Annotated in this window: 21 protein-coding genes and 1 riboswitch; of the genes, 8 read left to right on the forward strand and 13 right to left on the reverse strand. The window is 61.5% G+C overall.

Annotated features, from left to right (window positions below):
• Positions 1 to 36: 36 nt before the first annotated feature.
• Genes U5L73_RS14040 through U5L73_RS14050 form a run of 3 tightly spaced genes read right to left on the reverse strand, consistent with a single transcriptional unit; the run spans position 37 to position 3,320 of the window.
• Positions 37 to 696 (reverse strand): ABC transporter ATP-binding protein, encoded by a 660-nt coding sequence (locus U5L73_RS14040; RefSeq protein WP_322562923.1) that lies wholly within the window; start codon positions 694 to 696, stop codon positions 37 to 39.
• Positions 689 to 2,269, reverse strand: a complete 1,581-nt coding sequence (locus U5L73_RS14045; RefSeq protein WP_322562924.1) for an iron ABC transporter permease — start codon at positions 2,267 to 2,269, stop codon at positions 689 to 691. The genes U5L73_RS14040 and U5L73_RS14045 overlap by 8 nt, the downstream gene beginning before the upstream one ends.
• Before the next feature lie 19 nt (positions 2,270 to 2,288).
• On the reverse strand, positions 2,289 to 3,320 hold the full coding sequence (locus U5L73_RS14050; protein WP_322562925.1) for a thiamine ABC transporter substrate-binding protein: 1,032 nt from the start codon (positions 3,318 to 3,320) through the stop codon (positions 2,289 to 2,291).
• A 61-nt stretch (positions 3,321 to 3,381) separates the two neighbouring features.
• Positions 3,382 to 3,475, reverse strand: a riboswitch (TPP riboswitch).
• A 52-nt stretch (positions 3,476 to 3,527) separates the two neighbouring features.
• On the opposite strand from U5L73_RS14050, the gene U5L73_RS14055 reads away from it, so the two are divergent.
• The gene (locus U5L73_RS14055; RefSeq protein ID WP_322562926.1) at positions 3,528 to 6,182 is read left to right on the forward strand and encodes an FtsX-like permease family protein; all 2,655 of its coding nucleotides are present in this window, start codon (positions 3,528 to 3,530) and stop codon (positions 6,180 to 6,182) included.
• A gap of 8 nt (positions 6,183 to 6,190) precedes the next feature.
• On the opposite strand, the gene U5L73_RS14060 is transcribed toward U5L73_RS14055, so the two are convergent.
• The 4 genes from U5L73_RS14060 to U5L73_RS14075 are packed head-to-tail and all read right to left on the reverse strand — an operon-like array spanning position 6,191 to position 9,606.
• The gene (locus U5L73_RS14060) at positions 6,191 to 7,222 is read right to left on the reverse strand and encodes a TRAP transporter substrate-binding protein (RefSeq protein WP_322562927.1); all 1,032 of its coding nucleotides are present in this window, start codon (positions 7,220 to 7,222) and stop codon (positions 6,191 to 6,193) included.
• 47 nt (positions 7,223 to 7,269) lie between these two features.
• Positions 7,270 to 8,562 carry a TRAP transporter large permease subunit gene (locus U5L73_RS14065; RefSeq protein ID WP_322562928.1) on the reverse strand — a complete coding sequence of 431 codons (1,293 nt, stop codon included), beginning with the start codon at positions 8,560 to 8,562 and terminating at the stop codon, positions 7,270 to 7,272.
• Positions 8,563 to 8,566: 4 nt separating this feature from the next.
• The gene (locus tag U5L73_RS14070; RefSeq protein WP_322562929.1) at positions 8,567 to 9,103 is read right to left on the reverse strand and encodes a TRAP transporter small permease subunit; all 537 of its coding nucleotides are present in this window, start codon (positions 9,101 to 9,103) and stop codon (positions 8,567 to 8,569) included.
• Positions 9,100 to 9,606, reverse strand: coding sequence for a gluconokinase (locus U5L73_RS14075; protein WP_322562930.1), 507 nt, complete (start codon positions 9,604 to 9,606; stop codon positions 9,100 to 9,102). Before U5L73_RS14075 ends, U5L73_RS14070 begins: the two co-directional genes overlap by 4 nt.
• A 181-nt stretch (positions 9,607 to 9,787) precedes the next feature.
• Between U5L73_RS14075 and U5L73_RS14080 the strand changes: the two genes are divergently transcribed.
• The gene (locus tag U5L73_RS14080) at positions 9,788 to 10,810 is read left to right on the forward strand and encodes a LacI family DNA-binding transcriptional regulator (protein ID WP_322562931.1); all 1,023 of its coding nucleotides are present in this window, start codon (positions 9,788 to 9,790) and stop codon (positions 10,808 to 10,810) included.
• Between the two features lie 20 nt (positions 10,811 to 10,830).
• Here the strand turns inward: U5L73_RS14080 and U5L73_RS14085 are convergent, their stop codons facing one another.
• A complete protein-coding gene (locus U5L73_RS14085) occupies positions 10,831 to 11,301 on the reverse strand; it encodes a DUF2917 domain-containing protein (RefSeq protein ID WP_322562932.1) in 471 nt (156 codons plus the stop codon).
• A 127-nt stretch (positions 11,302 to 11,428) separates the two neighbouring features.
• On the opposite strand from U5L73_RS14085, the gene U5L73_RS14090 reads away from it, so the two are divergent.
• Positions 11,429 to 12,430: a LysR substrate-binding domain-containing protein gene (locus U5L73_RS14090; protein WP_322562933.1), complete on the forward strand. Its 1,002-nt coding sequence runs from the start codon at positions 11,429 to 11,431 to the stop codon at positions 12,428 to 12,430.
• A gap of 20 nt (positions 12,431 to 12,450) precedes the next feature.
• Complete coding sequence (locus U5L73_RS14095; RefSeq protein ID WP_322562934.1) at positions 12,451 to 13,596, forward strand: carotenoid 1,2-hydratase; 1,146 nt, start codon at positions 12,451 to 12,453, stop codon at positions 13,594 to 13,596.
• Positions 13,597 to 13,652: 56 nt separating this feature from the next.
• Here the strand turns inward: U5L73_RS14095 and U5L73_RS14100 are convergent, their stop codons facing one another.
• The gene (locus U5L73_RS14100; RefSeq protein ID WP_322562935.1) at positions 13,653 to 14,519 is read right to left on the reverse strand and encodes an alpha/beta hydrolase; all 867 of its coding nucleotides are present in this window, start codon (positions 14,517 to 14,519) and stop codon (positions 13,653 to 13,655) included.
• A 180-nt stretch (positions 14,520 to 14,699) separates the two neighbouring features.
• Here U5L73_RS14100 and U5L73_RS14105 point away from each other — a divergent pair, with 180 nt between their 5' ends.
• The 4 genes from U5L73_RS14105 to U5L73_RS14120 all read left to right on the forward strand — a co-directional run bounded on the left by U5L73_RS14105 (position 14,700) and on the right by U5L73_RS14120 (position 18,635).
• Complete coding sequence (locus tag U5L73_RS14105) at positions 14,700 to 16,478, forward strand: ABC transporter transmembrane domain-containing protein (protein WP_322562936.1); 1,779 nt, start codon at positions 14,700 to 14,702, stop codon at positions 16,476 to 16,478.
• Positions 16,479 to 16,584: 106 nt separating this feature from the next.
• Positions 16,585 to 16,782, forward strand: a complete 198-nt coding sequence (locus U5L73_RS14110) for a hypothetical protein (protein WP_322562937.1) — start codon at positions 16,585 to 16,587, stop codon at positions 16,780 to 16,782.
• Between the two features lie 19 nt (positions 16,783 to 16,801).
• Positions 16,802 to 17,203: a hypothetical protein gene (locus U5L73_RS14115; RefSeq protein WP_322562938.1), complete on the forward strand. Its 402-nt coding sequence runs from the start codon at positions 16,802 to 16,804 to the stop codon at positions 17,201 to 17,203.
• 103 nt (positions 17,204 to 17,306) lie between these two features.
• Positions 17,307 to 18,635: a Glu/Leu/Phe/Val dehydrogenase gene (locus U5L73_RS14120; protein ID WP_322562939.1), complete on the forward strand. Its 1,329-nt coding sequence runs from the start codon at positions 17,307 to 17,309 to the stop codon at positions 18,633 to 18,635.
• Positions 18,636 to 18,663: 28 nt separating this feature from the next.
• Here the strand turns inward: U5L73_RS14120 and U5L73_RS14125 are convergent, their stop codons facing one another.
• The 4 genes from U5L73_RS14125 to nuoN form a co-directional block, all read right to left on the reverse strand.
• Positions 18,664 to 19,161, reverse strand: a complete 498-nt coding sequence (locus U5L73_RS14125; protein ID WP_322562940.1) for a DUF1178 family protein — start codon at positions 19,159 to 19,161, stop codon at positions 18,664 to 18,666.
• A 23-nt stretch (positions 19,162 to 19,184) separates the two neighbouring features.
• Positions 19,185 to 19,628, reverse strand: coding sequence for an NUDIX hydrolase (locus tag U5L73_RS14130; RefSeq protein WP_322562941.1), 444 nt, complete (start codon positions 19,626 to 19,628; stop codon positions 19,185 to 19,187).
• Positions 19,629 to 19,776: 148 nt separating this feature from the next.
• A complete protein-coding gene (locus U5L73_RS14135) occupies positions 19,777 to 20,076 on the reverse strand; it encodes a DUF2818 family protein (RefSeq protein ID WP_322562942.1) in 300 nt (99 codons plus the stop codon).
• 33 nt (positions 20,077 to 20,109) lie between these two features.
• The gene (nuoN, locus tag U5L73_RS14140) at positions 20,110 to 21,600 is read right to left on the reverse strand and encodes an NADH-quinone oxidoreductase subunit NuoN (RefSeq protein ID WP_322562943.1); all 1,491 of its coding nucleotides are present in this window, start codon (positions 21,598 to 21,600) and stop codon (positions 20,110 to 20,112) included.
• Between the last annotated feature and the right edge of the window lie 15 nt (positions 21,601 to 21,615).

The following is a 21,615-nucleotide window of genomic DNA, read 5'->3' on the forward strand; positions in this document are numbered from 1 at the left end:
TTCGATGAGCCGAATGGACTGTTGCCCGGGCTTTTTTCACCAAATCGGGCAAAAAACACCGTCTTGCAGCCGGTAACCCCGCACCGCCATCGCGCGGGCCTCGGCTTCGTCGTGGGTCACCCACAGCGTGGCCACGCGGTGCTCGGCAATATGGGCCTTGAATTCGGCGCGCAGTTGCAGGCGCAGGTCGGCATCCAAAGCGGAAAAAGGCTCATCGAGCAACAAGGCACGCGGACGCGTGATCAAGGCCCGAGCCAGCGCCACCCGCTGCTGCTCCCCGCCCGAGAGTTGCCAAACCTTGGAATGGGTGCAAGCCGACAAACCGAACCGGGCCAGCATCGCTACCGCCTCGTCCCGGGCCACTTTGCGGGGTACCCGCTGCTCCACCAGGCCGAAGGCCACGTTGTCTTGCACATTCAGGTGGGGGAACAGGGCAAAGTCCTGGAACATCAGGGCAAAGCCCCGGCGCTCGGGGGGCAGCCCGGTGATTTCTTGGCCATCCATGCAAACGCTGCCGGCATCCGCCGCCTCCAGGCCCGCCGCAATCCGCAGCAGGGTGCTCTTGCCACTGCCGCTGGAGCCGAGCAAGGCGACCGTTTCGCCAGCAGCCACGCTGACAGACACCCCGCGCAGCAATGGCCTGGCCTTTCCGTGCGGGGGCTGCCACGCCTTCACGATCGATTGCAACTCAAGCACGCGCGTCACCTTCCTCACCGGGCCATTCAATCAACACAAACGCCAACAGTGCCAGCGCCATCAGCACACAGGCGAGCACCTGTGCGGCACCCAGGTTCGCCGCACCGGGCTTGCCCAGGTGCTGATAAATCAAGGTGGTGAGTGTGGCCCACTCAGGGCGCGATAAAAACAAGCTCACTGCAAACTCGCCCACGGCGGTGGCAGCCGCAAAGGCCATGCCCCGGCGCAAAGCCGGCGCCAACAAGGGGAGCGTGACCCGCCAGAAACAGCGCCACGGGCTGGCGCCCAGGCTGCGAGCGGCCTCCAGATAGTGGGCGGGCAAGCTATCCAAGCGCGAGGCCACGCTTTTGGCCACGAAGGGATACGCCAGCAAAGCGTAGGCCGCCACCAACACCCCGAAACTGCCGCTGGCCTCGGGGTACAACAGCAACAGGCCAAACGCCACCATCACCGGCGACACAATAAATGGCAGAAACACCAAGGTGCGCAGCCATAGCACCCGGCGGGCCGCCAAGGCGTGTGCAACACCCAGCACAGTGGCCAGCACCAGTGCCAACAACGAGAAACGTACGGTGTTGTAGAGGGCTAGCAAAGTGTCGTCCTCCCACAGCACACCCCAAGCATCTGCTCCTGAAAAAATAGCGCCGTGTGCAATGGCTATGAGGGGTGCAGCACAAATAAGCATCCAAACACCCACCACGGCCATGACCGCGCTCCACTGCCACACGCCCTGTGCGGGCCGGCGCAGCACCCCATCAGCCCGGGCAGGGGTCGCCAGGCGCCGCTCCACCGCCGCGTAACCCAGGGCAACTGCGCCTGTCAGTAACAACATCCAGACCGACAACACACTGGCCTGCCCCAACTGCAGCTCATGGGCCACCAAGGTGTAGATCTCGACCTCCACGGTGGCATAGGCCTGTCCGCCCAAGACCAGCGCAAGACCGAAACCCGAAAAGCAATACAAAAACACGAGGCACAAGGCCGAGGCCAGCCATGGCGCACTCGCCGGCCACTCCACCCGCCAAAAGGCACGCCACGGCGTAGCCCCCAAGGTGCGGGCCGCGGCTACCCGGGCGGCGCTCACCTGCGAAAGCGCATCCACCGCAGCGCGCACCACCACACACAGGTTGAAAAACAAATTGCCAAACAGCAGCAACCACGGTGTGCCCTGCAAATCCGGCCCGCCCCACTGTGCCAGCAAGCCACGCGGCCCCATCAAGGCCAGCACACCCATGGCCGCGACGAGGGTGGGCACCACAAAGGGCAGCATCAAGCCGCGCAACAACAAGCCGCGCCCGGGAAATTCGAGCCGTGCCAACACCCAGCCCATGGGCAAGCCAATCAGCAATACCAAGCCGCAGGTAATCGCCGCTTGGGCCAGCGACCACCACAGCCGCCCGCGCAAATAGGGGTCTTGCCACGGAGCCCACAGGTCGGCACTGCCGCCCTCCACCATCAGGCGCACTGCGGGCGCCGCCAGCACCACTGCCAAAAACAGCAGCGGCACCGCAGCGAGTGCCCAACGCTCCCACGCCCAAGGGCGGGGCCGTTTCAGGCCAGGGATCTCCAACACCACAGCGGACGCTGCAGGCTTACTTCAACACCACCTTGGTCCAGCGGGCGACCCAGTCGCTACCCTTGGCAGCGATGTCAGCGTCAGACGGTGCGTTAAAAGCGGTGGGCTCAGGCGCAAAGCGGAAGGCGTCGGCTTTGGCGACACCGGCCTCTGCGGGGTACATCCACATATCGGTCTGCATCGCGGTTTGGACGGCGGGGGACCGCATGAACTCGACAAACTTTTCGGCAGCAGCGCGCTCTTTACCGCCCTTGACCAAGGCCACGCCTTCGACTTGGCGGAACACCGCGCCCGGCAAACTCAAGGAGGCGGTAGGTGGCTCATTGAGCTTGGTCTTGCTGTAGAACACTTCAGCCGCCGGGCTGGTGGCATAGCTCACCACGATAGGGTGCTTGCCGCCGTTTTGGCTGAACTCGGTGTAGTAGGCCTCGGTCCATCCCTTGGCCACTTTCAGGCCGTTTGCGCGCAGCTTGGCCCAAAAATCAAACGCTTTGTCTTCGCCCATCGCGCCGATGGTGGAGAGCAAAAACGCATAGCCGGGGCTGCTGGTGGCCGGGTTTTGCACCACCAGCAATTTGGCGTAGGCGGGTTGGGTCAGGTCATCGAGTGTTTTAGGCACGGCTACACCGTTCTTAGTGAACCAGGCTTTGTCGTAGTTCAGGGTCACATAGCCGTAGTCCACTGGCACCAGCGGGGCCGGCAGTTCGGCTACCGGTTTGCGGCTGGCGGCTGCGGTGGTGCTGGTATCCAGGACACCCGCGGCCAGCGCCTTGGGGGCAAACGCGTTGTCAATGCCGTACACCACATCAGCGATCGGGTTAGCCTTGGTCAGGATCAGCTTGTTAAGCATTTCACCGGCGTCACCGCCTTTGGTGATGCGCAGCTTGACGCCGTTGTCTTTTTCAAACTGCGCCAGCAAAGGCTTGGGCACGGTGAAGGAGCTGTGGGTGAGTACCCGCAAGTCGGCAGCTTGGGCTGCGGTGAGGCCCGCAGCCAGCAGAGCGCCGCCCAGAGTAGTCTTGAAAAATGAAAAAATCCCGTGTGGCATGGTGCGCTTTCTTTCAATGCGCCGGCGGGGGTCGCATTCAAAAACCGGCACCCGCACAACGGGATCAGGCTTCTCACGCTTCCTACGCTGGCATAACCCAGATCAGGTACATGGGGTATTTCTCAGTCCTGTGACGGACACCCCCGGTGGAAGCTGTGATTGTAGGGCGCACCGGCAAACCGCGAGGCACAGACGCACAATCGCCCCATGCAACTGAACCACCGGACCCCACTTTGGCCCCTGCTCTGCACTTTTTCGTGGCAAGAGCTGCGCCATCATCCGTGGCGCAATGCAGCGGCCGTGGTGTCGGTGATGCTGGGGGTGGCGCTGGCGTTTTCGGTGCATCTGATCAATGCCTCTGCGCTAGACGAGTTCTCGCAGGCGGTGCGGTCGGTGGGCGGGCAGCCCGACCTGGAGCTGCGCCCGGCCAACCCGCAGCAAGGTGTGCCGCTGGATGTGTGGGGCCGCTTGCAACAGGACCCGGATATTTCGCTGGCCTCCCCGGTCCTGGAGCTCAGCACCTACGCCCTGCCCGCCGATACCGGAGGTCAACGCGTGTTGCTGCGGGTCGTAGGCATCGACACCCTGCAAGTGGCAGCAGTGGCGCCGGACTTGCTGCCCCGGCCGCTGGCAAGTGACGACACAGCCAATGCTGACGGCACTGCCCCGGACCGGCTCGCTTTTTTCGCGCCCGACACCGTGTTTTTGAACCCGATGGCGCGCCAACAGTTGCAGGGCAACACAGTGCGCTTGCAAATGGGCCTGCAACTGCGCACCGTACGGGTCGCTGGCAGTGTGGCTGCCGGGGGCGGCCCCTTGGCGGTGATGGACATTGCCGCAGTGCAAGACTTGTTTGGGGTGGGTGAGCGCATCAGCCGCCTCGACCTGCGGCTGCGCGCCGGAGCCAACCGCCAAGCGGTGCAACAGCGCCTGCAGAGTGCAGCAGATTGGCCGCAGGGCCTGAGTCTGCGCGAACCCGGCGACGCGGTGAGCCGCATCAGCAACCTGTCGCGCGCCTACCGGGTGAACCTGACGGTGCTGGCCCTGGTAGCGCTATTCACCGGCGGCTTTTTGGTCTATTCGGTGCTGGCTCTTAGTGTGAGCCGGCGCTCACAACAATTTGCCCTGCTGGCGGTGCTGGGCCTCACCGGCGCACAGCGGCTGCGCTTGGTGGTGCTGGAGGCTGCCGCGCTGGGGGTATTGGGTAGCGTGCTGGGTCTGGCGCTGGGCACTGGCTTGGCCGCTTTGGCCTTGCGGCTGCTGGGAGGCGACCTGGGTGGCGGTTATTTCAGCGGCGCGGCACCTGCCCTGCAGTGGAGCCCAGTGGCCGCGGTGATTTTTGGCGCGCTCGGTACCGCTGCCGCACTCCTGGGGGCGTGGGGCCCGGCCCGGTTGGCGCAACAACTCCCCCCCGCACAAACCCTCAAAGGTCTGGGCCATGCGCACACCCGTAGCCACGCCACCCGCTGGGGCGTGGCCCTCATGGGCGCAGGCGGTGTGCTGGCGCTGCTGCCTCCGGTGTGGGACATGCCGCTGGCCGCCTACCTGAGCGTGGCTGCCCTGCTGTTGGGCGGCATCTTGAGCCTGCCGGCCGCTGTGGGCGTGGTGCTGGACCGCATGGCGCCCCTGTTTGCGCGCTACTTGCTGCCCTTGCTGGCGGTGGAGCGCGCCCGGCGGGTGCGGGAGAGTGCAGCCGTCGCCGTGAGTGGCGTGGTCGCGGCGCTGAGCCTGGCGGTGGCGCTGACGGTAATGGTGGCGAGCTTTCGCGGCTCGGTCATGGACTGGCTGGACCAGGTGCTGCCCGCCGACCTGTACCTGCGCACCGCCGGCAGCGGCAGCGCCACAGAAACGGCCTTTCTGGACCCGGCCTTTGTGACACAAGCCACTGCCCTGCCCGGCGTGGCCCGCGCCACCACCCAACGCACACTGAGCGTGTCGCTCAGTGCCACGCAGCCCCCGGTCGCCCTGATCTCCCGCCCCTTGCGGGACCCGCAAAGCGGCAACCTGAATCTGCCGCTGGTGGGCGATGTGCGTGCGGTACCGGCTGGTCATATTGCGATTTATGTGAGCGAGGCTATGGTGGACCTGTATGGCGCGCAGCTGGGGCAACCGTTTCCAGCCCTGCAGCCCGCTTTTATGCCAAATAAGGCTGTAGCCCAAGCGGGAAAAGCGGGAGTAGCTCCTTTTTTTGTAGCAGGCATTTGGCGGGACTATGCGCGCCAGACCGGTGCAATCACCCTCGATCAGGCAGACTTTGCCCGCCTGAGCCAAGACACGCGCGTCAACGACATGGCGTTCTGGCTCGACGATGGCGCCGATGCCAGCGCACTGCAAGCCCGCATGCGTGCATTGGCGGATCAACTGGCCGGTACGCCAGCTGGCGAGGCCGGTGAATTGTTGGAGTTCAGCTCCGCCCGCGAGATACGGACCATCAGCTTGAAGATTTTTGATCGCAGTTTTGCGGTGACTTATTGGCTGCAGGCGGTGGCCATCGGAATCGGCCTGTTCGGTGTGGCTGCCAGCTTCAGTGCGCAGGTGTTGGCGCGGCGCAAGGAGTTCGGGCTACTGGCGCACCTGGGGCTGACACGGCAGCAAATTTTGCGAGTGGTGGCCCTGGAGGGCGCCGCATGGACCAGCATGGGCGCGCTGGCGGGGGTGACGCTAGGCCTGGCAGTCGCCGTGGTGTTGGTGCACGTGGTGAACCCGCAGAGCTTTCACTGGACCATGGAGCTGGCTCTGCCTTGGGCTCGGCTGGCGGCCCTGGCAGGGGCCGTCGTGCTGGCCGGCACCGCCACAGCCTGGCTGGCCGGGCGGGCTGCGGCGGGGCGGGATGCCGTGATGGCTGTCAAAGAGGACTGGTAAGCCCGCCCTTATTTTTTGCCTCGGATTTTGGCCAGTTCGGCTTGGGCTTCGTTCCACAAGTCCATGCCGATATCGGCACCGATGGTGGCGTACACACGGGTCAGCTTGTCGCGCATGCGTGCAGCCTCTGCGGGGGGTAACTCGTTGATCTGCATGCCCTTGGCCTTGAGATCGGCGACTGCCTTGGCGGCTTCTTCGCGGGTGTCTTTGCGTTCAAAATCGCGGCTCAGTTTGGCTGCGTCGCTCAGGATTTTTTGCTCGTCCTTGGAGAGCTGGTCCCACCATTTCTTGCTCACCAACACAATCCACGGCGCGTAGACGTGGTTGGTCACTGTGACGTACTTCTGCACTTCGTAAAACTTGCTCGACAGAATGGTGTTGAAGGGATTTTCCTGGCCGTCGACGGTGTTGGTTTCCAGTGCACTGAACAACTCTGAAAACGCCATGGGAACGGCATTTGCGCCCAAGGTCTTGAAGCTGTTGAGGTACACGTTGTTTTGCATCACGCGCAGCTTGATGCCCTCCAAGTCTTCGACCTTGTTGATCGCGCGCTTGCTATTGGTCAGGTTGCGGAAACCGTTTTCCCAATACACCAGCCCGACCAGGCCTTTGTCTTGCAATTTGTTGCGGATTTTGTCGCCCACTGGGCCATCCAACATGGCATCGGCCTCTTTGGTGTTACTGATCAAAAAGGGCGCATCCCACAGTGCCATTTCCTTGGTGATGCCGACCAGGGTGGCGGTGGAGCCAACCATCATTTCCTGCGCGCCGCCGATCAGCGACTGCTGCATTTGGGTGTCGGGGCCGAGTGCTGCGGCACCGATGGCGCGCACTTTCATTTTGCCGCCCGACGCTTTTTCGACCGCCTCGGCAAACACCTTGGCAGCGCGACCCTGGTTACTTTGCTCGTTGAGCCCATAGCCGAAGCGGATCAGGCGGGGCTTGATGTCTTGTGCCAGTGCAGGCAGCGCTGCGCTGAACACGGCGGCGCCGGCCAGTGCCAGAACGGCACGACGGATGGGGGTTGTGGATGTTTTCATGGTGTGTCTCCAGGGTGGGTGTTGTTGTTGCAAGAAAAAAAGAGGGCTCAGCGCATCCACGCGACCGGCGCGGTCACCATCTGCGGGAACAGTACAAAGAGCGACAAAATCAGCACATAGGTGATCAAAAAGGGGTTGACCCCTTGTATGACCCGGTGCAGTGGCAAGCGCCCTACCCCGGCCACCACATTGAGCACCGTGCCCACAGGCGGTGTGATCAGCCCGATAGCGCCATTGAGCACAAACATCAGGCCGAAGTAGACCGGGTCGATGCCGGCTTTCACCGCAATCGGCAGCATCACCGGCGCAAAAATCAGAATCGTCGGGGTCAGGTCTAGGGCGGTGCCAACCAGCACCAAAACCAGCATCATCACCAGCATCAGCAAGCGCGGGCTCTCTACCAGCGGGCCCAGCCATCCCGTCAGCACGCTGGGTAAATCGGCCAGGGTGATCATGTAGCTGGCCACTTGGGCACCAGCGCACAAGAACATGACAATGGCGGTGGTTTTGGCGGCACGCACCAACACGCCATACACGGCGGACACCTGCATTTCGCGGTGAACGAAGAGCGCCACCACCAGGGCATAAAACGCGGCCACCACAGCCGCTTCGGTGGGTGTGAACACGCCGGTTTTCATGCCGCCGATGATGATGATCGGCATCAAAAGCGCCCAAAAGGCCTTGAGGGTGGCCTGCAAGCGCTCACGCAGGGGCAGCGGCTGCCCCTCGGGCAGGTCGAGGTTGCGCAGCACCAGCTTCCAGGCGACGATCAAGCCGGCACCCATGATGAGCCCAGGAACAATGCCCGAGAGGAATAAAGACGATATCGAGGTGTTGGTCGTCACACCATAAATCACAAACGGCATGCTCGGCGGAATGATGGGCGCGATGATGCCGCCCGAGGCAATCAAGCCGGCAGAGGTGTGCATCGGGTAGCCCTGCTGACGCATCATGGGCATCAGAATAGTGGCCAAGGCTGCTGTATCTGCCAACGCCGACCCGCTCATGCTGGCCATGAGCACCGCAGCCCCGATCGCCACAAAGCCCAGCCCACCGCGAATGTGCCCCACCCATGCCTGCGCCATGGTAATGATGCGGCGGCTGATGCCCCCGCTGTTCATCAGCTCACCGGCCAGAATGAAAAATGGCACCGCCAGCAGCGGAAAGCTGTCCACCCCTGCCACCAGGTTCTGGGCGAGCAACTGGGTATCCCAGAAGTCCAGCACCCAGGCCATGCCGGCGCCGGTCAGGACCAGTGCCAAGCCCATGTTCATGCCAATGCCCATCAGGGTCAGCATACCGACCGAGAACACCACAAACGCCAATGCTTCGTTGCTCATGGCCTTACTCCACCTCTGCCGCATGACCGAGGTCGAGCGGTGTGCGTTGAATCAATTCCCACAATGCCATCGCACCGATCGACAAGGAACACAAAAAGGCAGGCATCGGCAACAAAGCGGTCGGGTAGCGCAGCACCACCGAGTAGCTGTCCAACCCCACCACGATCTGCTGCCAGGCCCCGTGCGCCAACATGCCGCACGCCAGCAAAACCAGCACGCGGATGAAGGCGGTGGCCAAGGCCAGGCGCACCGGATGCGCCTTCAACATAGCCACCAAACTGGTGAATGCCATGTGCTCCCCTGCCGGGTAAGCCGCAGCAGCGCCAATGAACACCATCCAGACAAACAACAAGCGGGACAGCTCTTCGCTGGCGGCCACACCGCTGCCAAAGCCATAGCGGAGCACCACATTCACAAACACCGAGAGCGCCATCACGCCAAGGCACGTGGCCATCAGCACTTGGGTGATGCGCGCAAAGGCGCTGGGGCGCGGTGCAGACAGGGTGGACTCGGGGGCCGCAGTTTCGGCGTGCTGGCTCATGCAAGCTCCTTGGCAGGCAAGAGCCACGTGCAGATATCGGCTTGCAAGGCATCCAGCGAGCGGGTGGCGTCCAGCGTCAAGACCCCGGCTTCGCCCTCGGGGGACTCCAGCGTGGCGAACTGGTTGTCCACGAGAGCGGTGTTGAAAAAATGTTGGGCCGCGCGGGCGGTGACCCGGGCCTGGGCCTCGGTTTGTGAAATCTGCAAAAAGGCGAAGCGCAAGCCCGGGCTGGCTTGCCGCAGGCGCTCGCGGTAGCTGCGTTTGAGGGCACTACAGGTCACCACCACGCCCTGGGGCTGCAAGGTGATCTGCGTGGCCAATGTGGCGAGCCAGCCTTGGCGGTCGGCATCCGTCAGCGCAATGCCGGACTGCATTTTGTGGCGGTTGGCTTCGCTGTGGTGGTCGTCGCCCTCCACCAGCGGCCATGCAATGGCCTGGGCCACCCGGGCCCCTACGCTGGATTTGCCGCAACCGGCGACCCCCATGATGACAATCGAATTCATATCACTCTGTATTTTTTGGATAGCGCTATCCAATTCGAACCAAAAAAATGCCGCATCTAACGTGCAACGCAATGCACTTTGCGGCTCTGGACGATACGGGTAACTACCTTCACACCGTGCCGTCGGATAGCGCTATCCTATGAGAAGATTTTAAAAACCTATTCAGTAGTTTCCCTAGCCCATGAACTCCCCCCTCCGCCCGCGGGCCACTGGTCGTGTGACCCTGTCCGATGTTGCCCAACTGGCAGGCGTCAGCCCGATCACCGTGTCGCGGGCGCTGCGGGGTGAGCGGGCGGTTGCGCCGGATCTGGTGGCTAAGGTGCGTGCAGCGGCCGATACGCTGGGGTATGTGCCCAATCCTGCGGCACGGGCGCTCGCTTCCGGGCAGAGCAGCCATGTGGCGGTGCTGATCCCGATGCTGTCGAACGCCTTGTTTGTGGACCTGCTGGAGGCGCTACAACACACCTTGCGGCAAGCGGGGTTTCAAACTTTGATCGGCATCACTCACTACGACCCCAGCGAAGAGGAAACCCTGCTGCGCGAGCAGCTGCTCCACCGCCCAGCGGGCCTGGTGGTGACCGGCTTGGAGCGCACCGAGGCCACCCGGCTGCTGATTGCGCAAAGCGGTGTACCGTGTGTGCACTTGATGACTACCGATGCACCCGCCGGCTCCTACTGTGTGGGATTTTCACAGCGGGATGCGGGGCGGGACATGGCGCGCCACCTGATCGCACAGGGTTACCGGCGGATTGCGTTTGCCGCTGCACAACTCGACCCGCGCACCCTGCAGCGTTTGGCGGGCTGGCGCAGTGCGCTGGTCGATGTAGGGCTGTATGACGAGGTTTTGGAGTGGCTTAACCCGGCGCCCTCGTCATTGGCCCTGGGGGCCCGCATGTTCGAGCAGATCATGGGGCAGACACCGCCGGTGGATGCCATCTTTTTTTGTAACGACGACTTGGCCCAAGGCGCACTGCTGGCGGCGATGCGAACCGGTGTAGCGGTGCCGCAGCGGGTTGCGATTGCCGGCTTCAATGACCTGACGGGCAGCGACCAGATGGTGCCCCCGCTCACCACGGTCCGCACCCCGCGCGCCGAGATCGGCCATGCCGCAGCCCGCATGTTGATGGGGCTGATGCAGGGCGAGCCATCTGACAGCAGCGCTATCGACCTGGGCTACACCCTGCAGATTCGCCACAGCACCTGAGCCGCTGTGGGCCACATGCTTCAAGGCGCGTTGGACTCCAAGCCCCGCAGCACCCGGCCACGGCCTGCCACCAGGTAGTCGCCAAAACCGGCCAAACCGGCGAGCAGGCGCAACGTGGAACGGGCCACCAGTGCCAGCCCAACGCCGATGTCGCGGGCTGGCTCCACCACCGTGGCTTGCCAGCGGCTGGCCGCGCCGCTTTCGGGCAAGGGCACCCATTGCAGGCGGACACTGTCTTGCCCGTGGTAGGGCCAGGCCTCCACCACCACGCGCTGCCCGGCGCGTAGCGGCAGATCGTGCCCCAGAGCAACAAAATGGTCACCCGCGTCCGCCAGCGGTGTGTGGCGCGCCACATCCAGCGTTGCCCACGCCCGCCCGCTGACCACCTGCAACACACCGGCGGTGCGCGGCTTCAGGGTGACCGCGTGGCCGTGCGGCAACTTCCAGGATTGCAGGGCGGGCGATGAAGACAGGGACTCGCGGGATGGCATAAAAAACTCCTTTGGGTGGTGAACAGGCACTTGAATGATCCGCCCGGCCTGCTGTACCGTCCAATGATTTCGGGCTATGCTATTCATTCCGATACCGCATGAATCACTCCTGCCATGAGGCCGCTCCATGTCTGATGCCATCGCCCCAAATACCGAAATACGCCTGCGCACCCGCCCAATCTCCATGGGTCATTTGCGTGCCTTGGAGGCGGTGGCGCGGCACCTCAATTTCCGGGCGGCTGCCGAGGAGCTGGCATTGACCCAGAGCGCCGTCAGCCGGCAGATTCAATCACTCGAAGAGGAAGTCGGCGTGCCCTTGTTTTTACGGCACACCCGTGCAGTCGAGCTCACCGGCGCTGGAGGGCAACTGCTGCGTGCGGCCATGCCCTCGCTGGAGCGGATTGATGCGGCGGTGCGCCAGATCCGCCGCACGGCGGGGCGCAAAAGTGTGGCGATTTCGACCTGGGCTTCGTTTGCCTCGATGTGGCTGATTCCGCGGCTGGAGGCCTTTCAGGCCGAGTACCCCGATATCGATATCCGGATTGACGCTACCGACAACCCGGTCGACCTCGACACCAGCGATGTGGACCTGGCCATCCGCTACACCCAGCCCGGCAGTGTGCGGGCCGATGCGGTGCGCCTGTTCGGCGAACAACTCACGCCCGTGGCAAGCCCCTGGCTGCTTAAGAGTGGCGCGCCCCTGCGCAAGCCCGCCGACCTGGCCCGATTCGCTTTGCTGGAAGCCAGCGACACCCATCGGGTGCAGCACATAGAGTGGCTGACCTGGCGGCGGTGGTTGGAGTTGAACCAACAACCGAGACTCGAACCCAAGCGCTGGATGTACTTTAACTACGCCCACCAAATTGCCCAGGCCGCACTCACCGGCCAGGGTATTGCGCTGGCCCGCATGCCGCTGGTGGCCGACAGCCTGGCCAGCGGCGATCTGGTGGAAGTGTTGCCCGGCGGGCGCATTGACACCCCCATGGTGTATTGGCTGCTGGTGGGTGCCCGCAATAGCAGCCGGCCAGAGATCCAGGCTTTTTGCGATTGGCTGTTAGCCCAGGCCGCCATCACCCGGCAAGCCACAGGCGAAGAGCCCGACACCGCCTCGCAAGCCCTTGCACGCTAAACCTTACCCTCCCCCACCGCATGTCCGTCCCGAACCGTATTCCCCTCTCAGCGCCCGGCCGCTTCAGCCATCTCAGGCGGCAACTGTTGCTGGCGCCGATGCTGGCATCCCTGCCGCTGGGTGCACGAGCATTGCCACCGGCGACCCTGCGCTTTCCGCGCGATGCGGGCTCGCACAACGCGTTCAAAACCGAGTGGTGGTATGTGACTGGGTATGCGCAGGTGCCGGGCGACCGGGGTGAGGCCTCCCGCTTGCTGGGCTTTCAAGTGACTTTTTTTCGCAGCCGGGTGGAGGCCACACAGGGCATGCAATCCCGCCTGGCAGCGCGCCACCTGCTCTTTGCCCATGCAGCCGTCACCGATGTGCAGGGCCGCAAGCTCTGGCATGACCAGCGGATTGCCCGCTGGTCGGGCGAGCCCGCAGGCAGTAACCCTGCCGATGTGGCCCATGCCAGCACCGAAGACACGGCGGTAGTGATTCGCGACTGGTTTTTGCAGCGGTCGGGGCCGCATTTGCAGGCGCGTGTCCTTGCGACTGACTTTGTGCTGGACTTGGAGTTGCAGGCCAGCCAGCCGTTGCTGCTGCAGGGGGTGGATGGCCTGTCCCGCAAAGGCCCGCAGGCGCAGCAGGCCAGCTACTACTACAGCGTGCCCCAGCTGCAGGTGCGTGGCAACGTGACGCTCAAGGATCAGAAGTACCCCTTGGCAAGCGGCAGCACCGCTTGGCTGGACCACGAATGGAGCCAGGAGGTGCTGCACCCCAACGCCGTAGGCTGGGACTGGATCGGTATCAACATGCTGGATGGGGCTGCGCTAACCGCCTTTCGCCTGCGGACGGCCCAAGACACGGCCCTGTGGGACGGCGGCTCCTACCGCAGTGGCCAAGGCGTGCGCCAGGTGTTTGCACAAGGCGAGCTTGCATTCACCCCGCAGCGCCGATGGACCAGCCCGGCCAGCCGCGCAAGCTACCCCGTGGAGTGGCTTGTGCGCACACCAGCCGGCAGCTTTACGGTCAAAGCCCTGCTGGACGACCAGGAGCTCGACAGTCGCAGCTCGACCGGCGCGATCTACTGGGAAGGCCTGTGTGAAGTGTGGAACACCAGCGCAGAACTGGTGGGCCGCGGCTATCTGGAGATGACCGGCTACGCCAGCCCGCTCAAAATCTAGAGATTTTTGCTGCAAAAATAGTAGCAACCAGCGCAATATTTGCCTGCACTACCGCCCTATTTGGCTCTTGAAACCTGCAATTCGTGGGCAGAGCGGTGGCTCTTGCGCCGCTCGCGGCCGGCCAGCCATCGCAGCACCAAGGCGTGAAAGGCCTCCGGTTGTTCGAGCATCACCCAATGCCCACAGCGCAGCGCGTGGGCCGCACCATCCTCTGAGGCGCGCAGGGTGTGCAGCCAGCGCGGAGAATGGAACATAAAGGGTTTGCGCTCCCCGAACACATACAGCACCGGACAGGTCAGCTTCACCGGGCGGGTGCGGAGCCCCCCCCGCATGCCGAACCACTGCATCACATAGGGAAAGTTCATGGTCCAGCTGAGCTGTGGGGCCGGCACGGGGCAGCGCATCAGGCCTGCCATCCAGCGCGTCATCCGGTTGCCCAGGCCGGGGTGCAAGTAGCGCCCCACCATCCAGGCTTTGGCCAGCCAGAGCTGGTAGGCCGCCACCGCCAATTTCTGTTTCAGCGACAAGGACTGGACATACGCCCGCGCATTGTGGTCCCCAATGTCGATGGCGACTACGGCCTCCACCCGCTGGGGGTGTCGCATCGCCAGCTCGTACCCAAAAATGCAACCCCAGTCATGGAGCATCAAGGTGACCGGTGCGCCGGGGCTCACGGTTTGAATCACCGCGACCAGGGCATCCACCACATCATCCAGCTTGGGCACCACCGGGGGCCGCCCCTGGACGTCACCGAAGCCGGGGAGCGTCAACCGCACACACCGGTAATTGTTGTGCAGGGCGCGAACGGTGCCGTCCCACACGGCCAGGGTGTCTGGCCATCCATGCAACATCAGGACCGTGCGCGGCCCGCTCCCCTCCACCTGTACCTCCATGCCTTGGATATGCATTTTTCGAGTCTCCATGGTTCCTCCTATTTTTTTCATGAGCTTACATCGACTGATGTGCAACAAAATGAAACAAACCGCAAAGTCCCGCTCAGGCGTCTCTCCGGCAGATTGCGCAATACTCAGCGGCTCACCGGCACACGCTTTAATCCTGCGGATCGCCTTGCAGCCCGGCCCATCACCCTTACCTGATCGCCCATGAGTACCTCTGAACGCCCCAAATCGACCAACCCCAAGTCTTTGAGTGGCTTGCTGCCGTTCTTGAGGCCGTATCACGGGCGGATTGCCATGGCGCTGGTGTTTCTGGTGCTGGCAGCGGTGGCGACCTTGGCCTTTCCGGTGGCGTTGCGCAGCTTGATCGACGGAGGCCTGGTGCAAGCAGACAAAGGCGCCCAGGTGTTGGCGCTGCGCAATCACTTTGCAGCCCTTTTTGCGGTGGCTGTGGCCTTGGGGCTGTTTTCTGCCGCGCGCTTTTACATGGTGAGCTGGCTGGGTGAACGGGTCACCGCCGATCTGCGCAATGCGGTGTACAGCCATGTGCTTCGGCAGAGCCCGGAGTTTTTTGAAACCACCCAGACCGGCGAAGTCCTCTCGCGCCTATCGGCTGACACCACACTGGTGCAAACCGTAGTGGGCTCTTCGCTGTCCATGGGCTTGCGCAACGCGGTCATGGGGGTGGGCGCGTTGGCTGTGCTGGTGTGGACCAACCCTGTCGTCATGTTGCAGGTGCTGGCTGTTTTGGTGCTGATTGTTTTACCCAGTTTGTGGTTCGGTCGGCGGGTACGCAAGCTTTCACGCGCCTCGCAGGACCGGGTGGCGGACTCCAGCGCCATCGCAGCGGAGGTGCTCAATGCAATTCCGGTGGTGCAAAGCTACACCGCCGAAGACCGGGAGACCCAGCGTTTCATTAGCTCGACCGACAACGCCTTTGCAACGGCCGCCAAACGCAGCCTGATGCGCTCGGGTCTGGTGGCCTTCATCATCATTGCCACCAGTGCGGCTTTGTTGTGGGGCTTGTACCAAGGCACCCAAGCCGTGGCCGAGGGGCGCATTACCGCCGGGCACTTGGGTCAGACCGTGGTGTATGTGATCATTTTGGCCAGCGCATTTGCGGTGTTGGGTGAGGTGTATGGGGATCTACTGCGGGCCGCCGGCGCCACCGAGCGTTTGATGGAGTTGCTGGGCACCCAGTCGCCCATTACTTCACCGGCTAAACCAGTGATTGCGCCCATGCCTATTGCGGGGAGTGCTATTCAATTTGAAGCAGTCAACTTTCATTACCCGTCACGCCCTCAGCAGCAAGCCCTGAAAAACTTCCACTTGAACGTGCTGCCCGGGCAAACGGTCGCGATTGTCGGGCCCAGCGGAGCCGGTAAGAGCACCGTGTTTCAGCTGCTGCTGCGCTACTACGATCCGCAGCGCGGAAGCATTGTGCTGGACGGTTCAGAAACACGGCAGCTGTCACTTGATGCGCTGCGACAGCGCGTAGGCATCGTGCCGCAGGATGCGGTGATTTTCTCGAGCAGCGCTATCGAAAACATCCGATACGGCAAACCCGGCGCGACCGATGCGGAGGTCAAAGCCGCAGCCCATGCGGCCTTCGCCCATGAATTTATCGAAGCGCTGCCGGAGGGTTATGACACCTTCCTCGGCGAGCGAGGAGTGCGCTTGTCTGGCGGACAACGCCAACGGATTGCCATTGCTCGCGCCATGCTCAAAAACCCGCCTCTGCTTTTGCTGGACGAGGCCACCAGTGCGCTGGATGCCGAGAGTGAACGCATGGTGCAAGCGGCCCTGGAGTCCGCGATGCGCGACCGCACCACATTGGTGATTGCCCACCGGTTAGCGACCGTCCAAAAAGCAGATTTGATCGTGGTGCTCGACCACGGCGAATTGGTCGAGCAAGGGACCCATGCGGAGCTGGTGGCCAAGGGCGGCGTCTATGCGGGTCTGGCCGCCTTGCAGTTCAACGCGTGAGCCCACACAGCCCCCGCTGATTGCTTAGCCGATTTTCGAGGGTAGCTATCGTTTGATAAAGAGGCGGTAACTCCCTAAAATCAAGGCTTCACCACCGGAGGCCGCTATGGAAGTTACTCGCACCAAGGTACAGCAACCCGAGCAGACACAAGCGTCCAAACGGGCTGAAAACATCCAGCGCGAAGCCGTCAGGCAGGCTGCCGCGACCGAACTGAAGCCCCTCAAGGCGCAGGAAGCCGAGAAGAAACCGGTCGTAAACGGGCAAGGCCAAACCATCGGCACCCGCCTCAACGTGAGTGCCTGAGCGTTCACAGGCAAGCCCGATGGCCATCAGTGCAACCAACAGCGCAACGCCGTCGATCCAGTCGACCCTGAGTCGCGCCCGCTTGGAACAGGCCAAACGCGAAGCCGAAAACGCAGAAAACAAAGTCGAGTCGCTACAACAGCAGACCGACCGGGCCGAGCAAGAAGTCCAGTCCAAGAAGAATGCAGTGCAGACATTAACTGCGCGCAATACTCTCGAAGATACCACTTACATTAGCCAACTCCGGGCTTCGACATCTTCAGTAGCGCCCGCCACGCAGGACTTTCTTCTGCGCATGTACAGCGCGACTTCCGCCAAATTTGCGGCCAGTGGCAATGCCCTGCGCGCCAGCTTGAATGCACGACCTTTCGTCAACACGCTCGGGCAACCGACGGGCCGGATCGTGGATTTGACGGCCTGATCAACTATTAATTTTTTGCATAGTTAGCATATCAAGTGGCCTTGGACAGGTCGGTAAGGGCAGCCTACATTGCGAGCCTTGACGACAACTACAAGGAGCATTCATGTCGCAGCAATCCGGCGTTCAACAGACGCCTAACGCCCACAACGCAGCCGTTACCCATGCGCTGCCGTCTTACCTGCAGGCCGACCATCTCGGTCCGTGGGGCATTTACCTTCAGCAAGTGGATCGTGTGACACCGTACCTCGGCCATTTGGCGCGCTGGGCTGAAACACTCAAGCGCCCCAAGCGCGCTCTGATCGTCGATGTGCCAATTCAACTGGACAACGGTACCGTAGCCCACTTTGAAGGCTACCGGGTTCAGCACAATACGTCCCGCGGTCCGGGTAAAGGCGGTGTGCGCTTTCACCAGGACGTGACCCTGTCAGAAGTGATGGCCTTGTCCGCGTGGATGTCGGTAAAAAACGCAGCGGTGAACGTGCCCTACGGTGGCGCAAAAGGCGGCATCCGCGTAGACCCCAAGACGCTGTCCATGGGTGAGTTGGAGCGGTTGACGCGCCGCTACACCAGCGAGATTGGCATCATCATCGGCCCCTCCAAAGATATTCCCGCACCTGACGTCAATACCAACGAGCAGATCATGGCGTGGATGATGGATACCTACTCCATGAACGAAGGTGCTACCGCTACCGGTGTAGTCACAGGCAAGCCCATTGACTTGGGTGGTTCATTGGGTCGCCGCGAGGCAACCGGCCGTGGTGTCTACACCGTGGGCGTTGAGGCCGCGCAGCACCTCGGACTCGACATCAGCAAGGCACGTCTGGCTGTGCAAGGCTTTGGCAATGTGGGCGGTATTGCTGCCAAGTTGTTTGCCCAAGCCGGCGCCCGCATTGTGGCGGTGCAAGACCATGGTGGCACGATTTACCAGGAGTCCGGACTCGACGCTAATGCGTTGCTAGCCCATGTTGGCCGCCAAGGTAGCGTCGCCGGTTTTCCGGGCGCAGAAACCATCGATGCCAATGCTTTCTGGGATGTGCCTTGCGACATTTTGATTCCTGCAGCGCTAGAGCAGCAGATCACCGCCGCCAATGCCCATCGCATCCAAGCAAAACTCATCATTGAAGGTGCGAACGGCCCCACGACACCGGCGGCGGATGACATTTTGCAGAGCCGCAACATCCTGGTGGTTCCTGACGTGATTGCCAACGCGGGTGGCGTGACGGTGAGCTACTTTGAATGGGTACAGGATTTCTCCAGCTTCTTCTGGAGCGAGGACGAAATCAACGCACGGCTGGTGCGCATCATGAAAGACGCGTTCGCAGCAGTCTGGGAAGTGGCCGCCGAGCACCGGGTGAGCCTGCGCACCGCAACATTTATCGTTGCTTGCAAGCGGATTTTGCACGCACGCGAATTGCGCGGCCTTTACCCATAAGCAGGGTAGTGTGGAACCTCTGCAGTTTCTACTGCAGGGGATTCTTCAAATGCTCGGGAATGGGGATGGCCATAAGCTCTATCCCCTCCTCCACCAGCTCCTTGGCCTCATCGACAGTCGCTTGACCGCGGATCGCACGTTCCTCTGTCTCGCCATAGTGAATGCGCCTAGCTTCCTCTGCAAAACGGTCACCGACGTCATCCGTACTGGCCAACACTTGTTGAACTACTTTTGCGAGTGCGCTCTGCAATTCCGCCTGCATGTTTGCGGGCAAAGGGGCAGTCATTGATGCGCCGGGAGATACGCCCATCGCAGGGGATCGCGGAGCAACAGAGTTACTGTCATCCAGTGCTTTGGCACGTGACAGGTTGAGACGTGGCGCACTCAGCTTTTTATGGACGCTGGAAGAACCACATACAGGGCATTGCACCAAGCCATGCGACAACTGGGTTGAAAAGTCATCTTCAGAACCAAACCAGCCTTCAAAGACATGGCCGGACAGGCAAGACAAATCGAGTACCTTCATACCTAGAAAGCTATGGGCCAGCCTCAGACGGCGGAGTGCCAGGCGGGCGACCAAGTCCCTGTTATGTAATGCTGTAACCAAAGTGCAGCAGCAACTGTCTTGGCGTCTGTAACTTGCCCTTCGAGGCATGCAGTGATCAAGTCCGCCGCAGGCGCATCAAATACATCGAGGAGTTCACCGGAGTCCAAATGTCTCGGGCCGGGGATCAGATCGCGGGCGAACCAGACCTCAATAAACTCGGTGGAGTAGGCAATCACCGGGTGGATCACGCCCGCTTTGGCCCACTGGCCAGCGCGGTAACCGGTCTCTTCAAACAACTCGCGCTGAGCACACTCCAAAGTGGTCTCACCCGAATCCAACTTTCCTGCAGGAAATTCGATCATCACCTGCTGAACCGGATAACGATATTGACGCTCTAGTACGACCCGTGTTGGTGCGTCAGCCTCCTCCAGTAAAGGAATGACCATCACAGCGCCAGGGTGTACAACGTATTCTCTCGTGGCAGCCTTACCGTCAGGTAAAACTACTGAATCCCGCAAGACTTTGAGAAAGCTACCCTGAAGAACTTCTCCACTAGAAACTAATTCCTCGCGGAGGTGTGCATCCTCCCGGGAACTAATCATGGCGTTTCAGGAGATACCGACACACAAACCCTGGAAAAGCCAGGGTGACAAAGAGGGTACCGGTGATGGCGTAAAACTCCCAGCCTTGCGGGAAGATTTGACCTGCTGTCTGCTCCAGCAACAACCCTATGCCACCTACGAGAAAGTAAGCCACCACGAGTTCCCCTAAGCGGGCCCCAAGCGACTTTTCTTCGGTTCCGAAGAACCCGAAAACTCGCCGGGTGAGAAAAGGAGCATTTGCGAATGCAACCGCAGTCAGCAACAACACGAACACACTGGAAGAACTATCCATTCAGCGAGGCCTCGGAATTCGTGTAGACGCTTCTTACATCCCCAGCATCTGGCGAACGGAGGCAGCACACAAGGCCATCAGACCACCAGGCGCCAAGCCCAGTATCAGCACCAAAGCGCCGTTGATAGACAGTACCACCCGGACGTCAGCCGGTGCATTGACGGTTGTTGCCGTAATTGGCTCGTCGAAATACATCACCTTGACCAAACGGAGGTAATAGAAGGCACCAATCAGCGACATCAGCACAGCGAACACTGCCATGCCGAGATAGATAGGCTCGCCAGAGACCACCAAAGCCTGCAATACTGACAACTTGGCGTAGAAACCGACCATTGGCGGAATACCAGCCAACGAGAACGCACAGATAGCCATCACCGCCGCGTACAAAGGGCTGCGTTGGTTCAAGCCGGCAAAATCGGAGATCTCTTCGCTTTCGAAACCTTCGCAAGACAAGAGCAAGATGACGCCAAACGTGGCAAGCGTGGTCAGCACGTATGTCACCACGTAAAACATGGCGGAGCTGTAGGCATTGGCCGCAAAAGTCACAGCATCGCCCTGCACCACCCCCGACATCAGTCCCAACAACACGAAACCCATCTGGGAAATCGTCGAGAAAGCCAGCATGCGCTTCAAATTGGTCTGGGCAATAGCCGCCAAGTTCCCGATCAGCAATGAGCCCACCGACAACACCATCAACATTTGCTGCCAATCACTTGCCAGAGGACGCAGACCCTCCACCAACAAACGGATACAAATCGCAAAAGCTGCCAGCTTGGGAGCACCACCAATCATCAAGGTCACAGCAGTGGGCGCGCCCTGATACACATCTGGAATCCACATGTGGAAAGGCACGACGCCCAACTTAAAGGCCAAGCCCGCAACAATGAACACCAAGCCGAACACCAAAACGTCAGGACGCACTTGACCGCTCGAGATGGACTTAAACAACTGGGTGATGTCCAAGGTTCCAGTCGCACCGTACAACATGGACATTCCGTAAAGCAAGAAGCCCGAAGCCATCGCACCCAGCACAAAGTACTTCATTGCGGCCTCCGTCGCTGCTACGTTATCGCGGCGCAATGCAACCAAGGCGTAACTGGACAAGGTCAACAGCTCAAGCCCCATGTACGTCAGCAGCAAATTGTTGGACGAAATCATGACAAACATGCCCAGCAAAGCCAGCATATTCAAAGTGAACAACTCTCCACCGCGGAGCATGTCACGATGGGCAGCATAGGGGCGCGCGTAAACCAGAGAAACCATGACGGCAATAGCCGCGAAGCACTTGAGCCAATTGCCCATAGCATCGCTGACAACCATGTTGCCAAAGCCGTAGTAGGTTTGACCCGCCAACGCCAAATGCGCCTGCGCAGCGGCGACAACACCCAGTGCCAGCATTGTCAGTCCGTAGGTCAGGCCCCTGAGCGGGCTTTTGACGCCGAGGTCGATCAACAGAATGGCACAGGCCATCACCAACAAGATAATTTCTGGATAGACCGTGATCCAACTGATTGTGTCAATCATCATTCTTCTCTCAAT

Origin of the sequence: Rhodoferax sp. (genome assembly GCF_034520025.1) — a bacterium.
Lineage (GTDB): Bacteria > Pseudomonadota > Gammaproteobacteria > Burkholderiales > Burkholderiaceae_C > Allorhodoferax.

Coding starts and splice junctions, on each gene's coding strand:
- U5L73_RS14065 (WP_322562928.1), bottom strand. CDS start 8,562: ATGAGCAACGAAGCATTGGCGTTTGTGGTGTTCTCGGTCGGTATGCTG.
- U5L73_RS14130 (WP_322562941.1), bottom strand. CDS start 19,628: ATGGTCATTCCTTTACTGGAGGAGGCTGACGCACCAACACGGGTCGTA.
- U5L73_RS14060 (WP_322562927.1), bottom strand. CDS start 7,222: ATGAAAACATCCACAACCCCCATCCGTCGTGCCGTTCTGGCACTGGCC.
- U5L73_RS14055 (WP_322562926.1), top strand. CDS start 3,528: ATGCAACTGAACCACCGGACCCCACTTTGGCCCCTGCTCTGCACTTTT.
- U5L73_RS14080 (WP_322562931.1), top strand. CDS start 9,788: ATGAACTCCCCCCTCCGCCCGCGGGCCACTGGTCGTGTGACCCTGTCC.
- U5L73_RS14125 (WP_322562940.1), bottom strand. CDS start 19,161: ATGAAGGTACTCGATTTGTCTTGCCTGTCCGGCCATGTCTTTGAAGGC.
- U5L73_RS14110 (WP_322562937.1), top strand. CDS start 16,585: ATGGAAGTTACTCGCACCAAGGTACAGCAACCCGAGCAGACACAAGCG.
- U5L73_RS14105 (WP_322562936.1), top strand. CDS start 14,700: ATGAGTACCTCTGAACGCCCCAAATCGACCAACCCCAAGTCTTTGAGT.
- U5L73_RS14050 (WP_322562925.1), bottom strand. CDS start 3,320: ATGCCACACGGGATTTTTTCATTTTTCAAGACTACTCTGGGCGGCGCT.
- U5L73_RS14090 (WP_322562933.1), top strand. CDS start 11,429: ATGTCTGATGCCATCGCCCCAAATACCGAAATACGCCTGCGCACCCGC.
- U5L73_RS14120 (WP_322562939.1), top strand. CDS start 17,307: ATGTCGCAGCAATCCGGCGTTCAACAGACGCCTAACGCCCACAACGCA.
- U5L73_RS14095 (WP_322562934.1), top strand. CDS start 12,451: ATGTCCGTCCCGAACCGTATTCCCCTCTCAGCGCCCGGCCGCTTCAGC.
- U5L73_RS14070 (WP_322562929.1), bottom strand. CDS start 9,103: ATGAGCCAGCACGCCGAAACTGCGGCCCCCGAGTCCACCCTGTCTGCA.
- U5L73_RS14085 (WP_322562932.1), bottom strand. CDS start 11,301: ATGCCATCCCGCGAGTCCCTGTCTTCATCGCCCGCCCTGCAATCCTGG.
- U5L73_RS14115 (WP_322562938.1), top strand. CDS start 16,802: ATGGCCATCAGTGCAACCAACAGCGCAACGCCGTCGATCCAGTCGACC.
- U5L73_RS14075 (WP_322562930.1), bottom strand. CDS start 9,606: ATGAATTCGATTGTCATCATGGGGGTCGCCGGTTGCGGCAAATCCAGC.
- nuoN (WP_322562943.1), bottom strand. CDS start 21,600: ATGATTGACACAATCAGTTGGATCACGGTCTATCCAGAAATTATCTTG.
- U5L73_RS14100 (WP_322562935.1), bottom strand. CDS start 14,519: ATGGAGACTCGAAAAATGCATATCCAAGGCATGGAGGTACAGGTGGAG.
- U5L73_RS14135 (WP_322562942.1), bottom strand. CDS start 20,076: ATGGATAGTTCTTCCAGTGTGTTCGTGTTGTTGCTGACTGCGGTTGCA.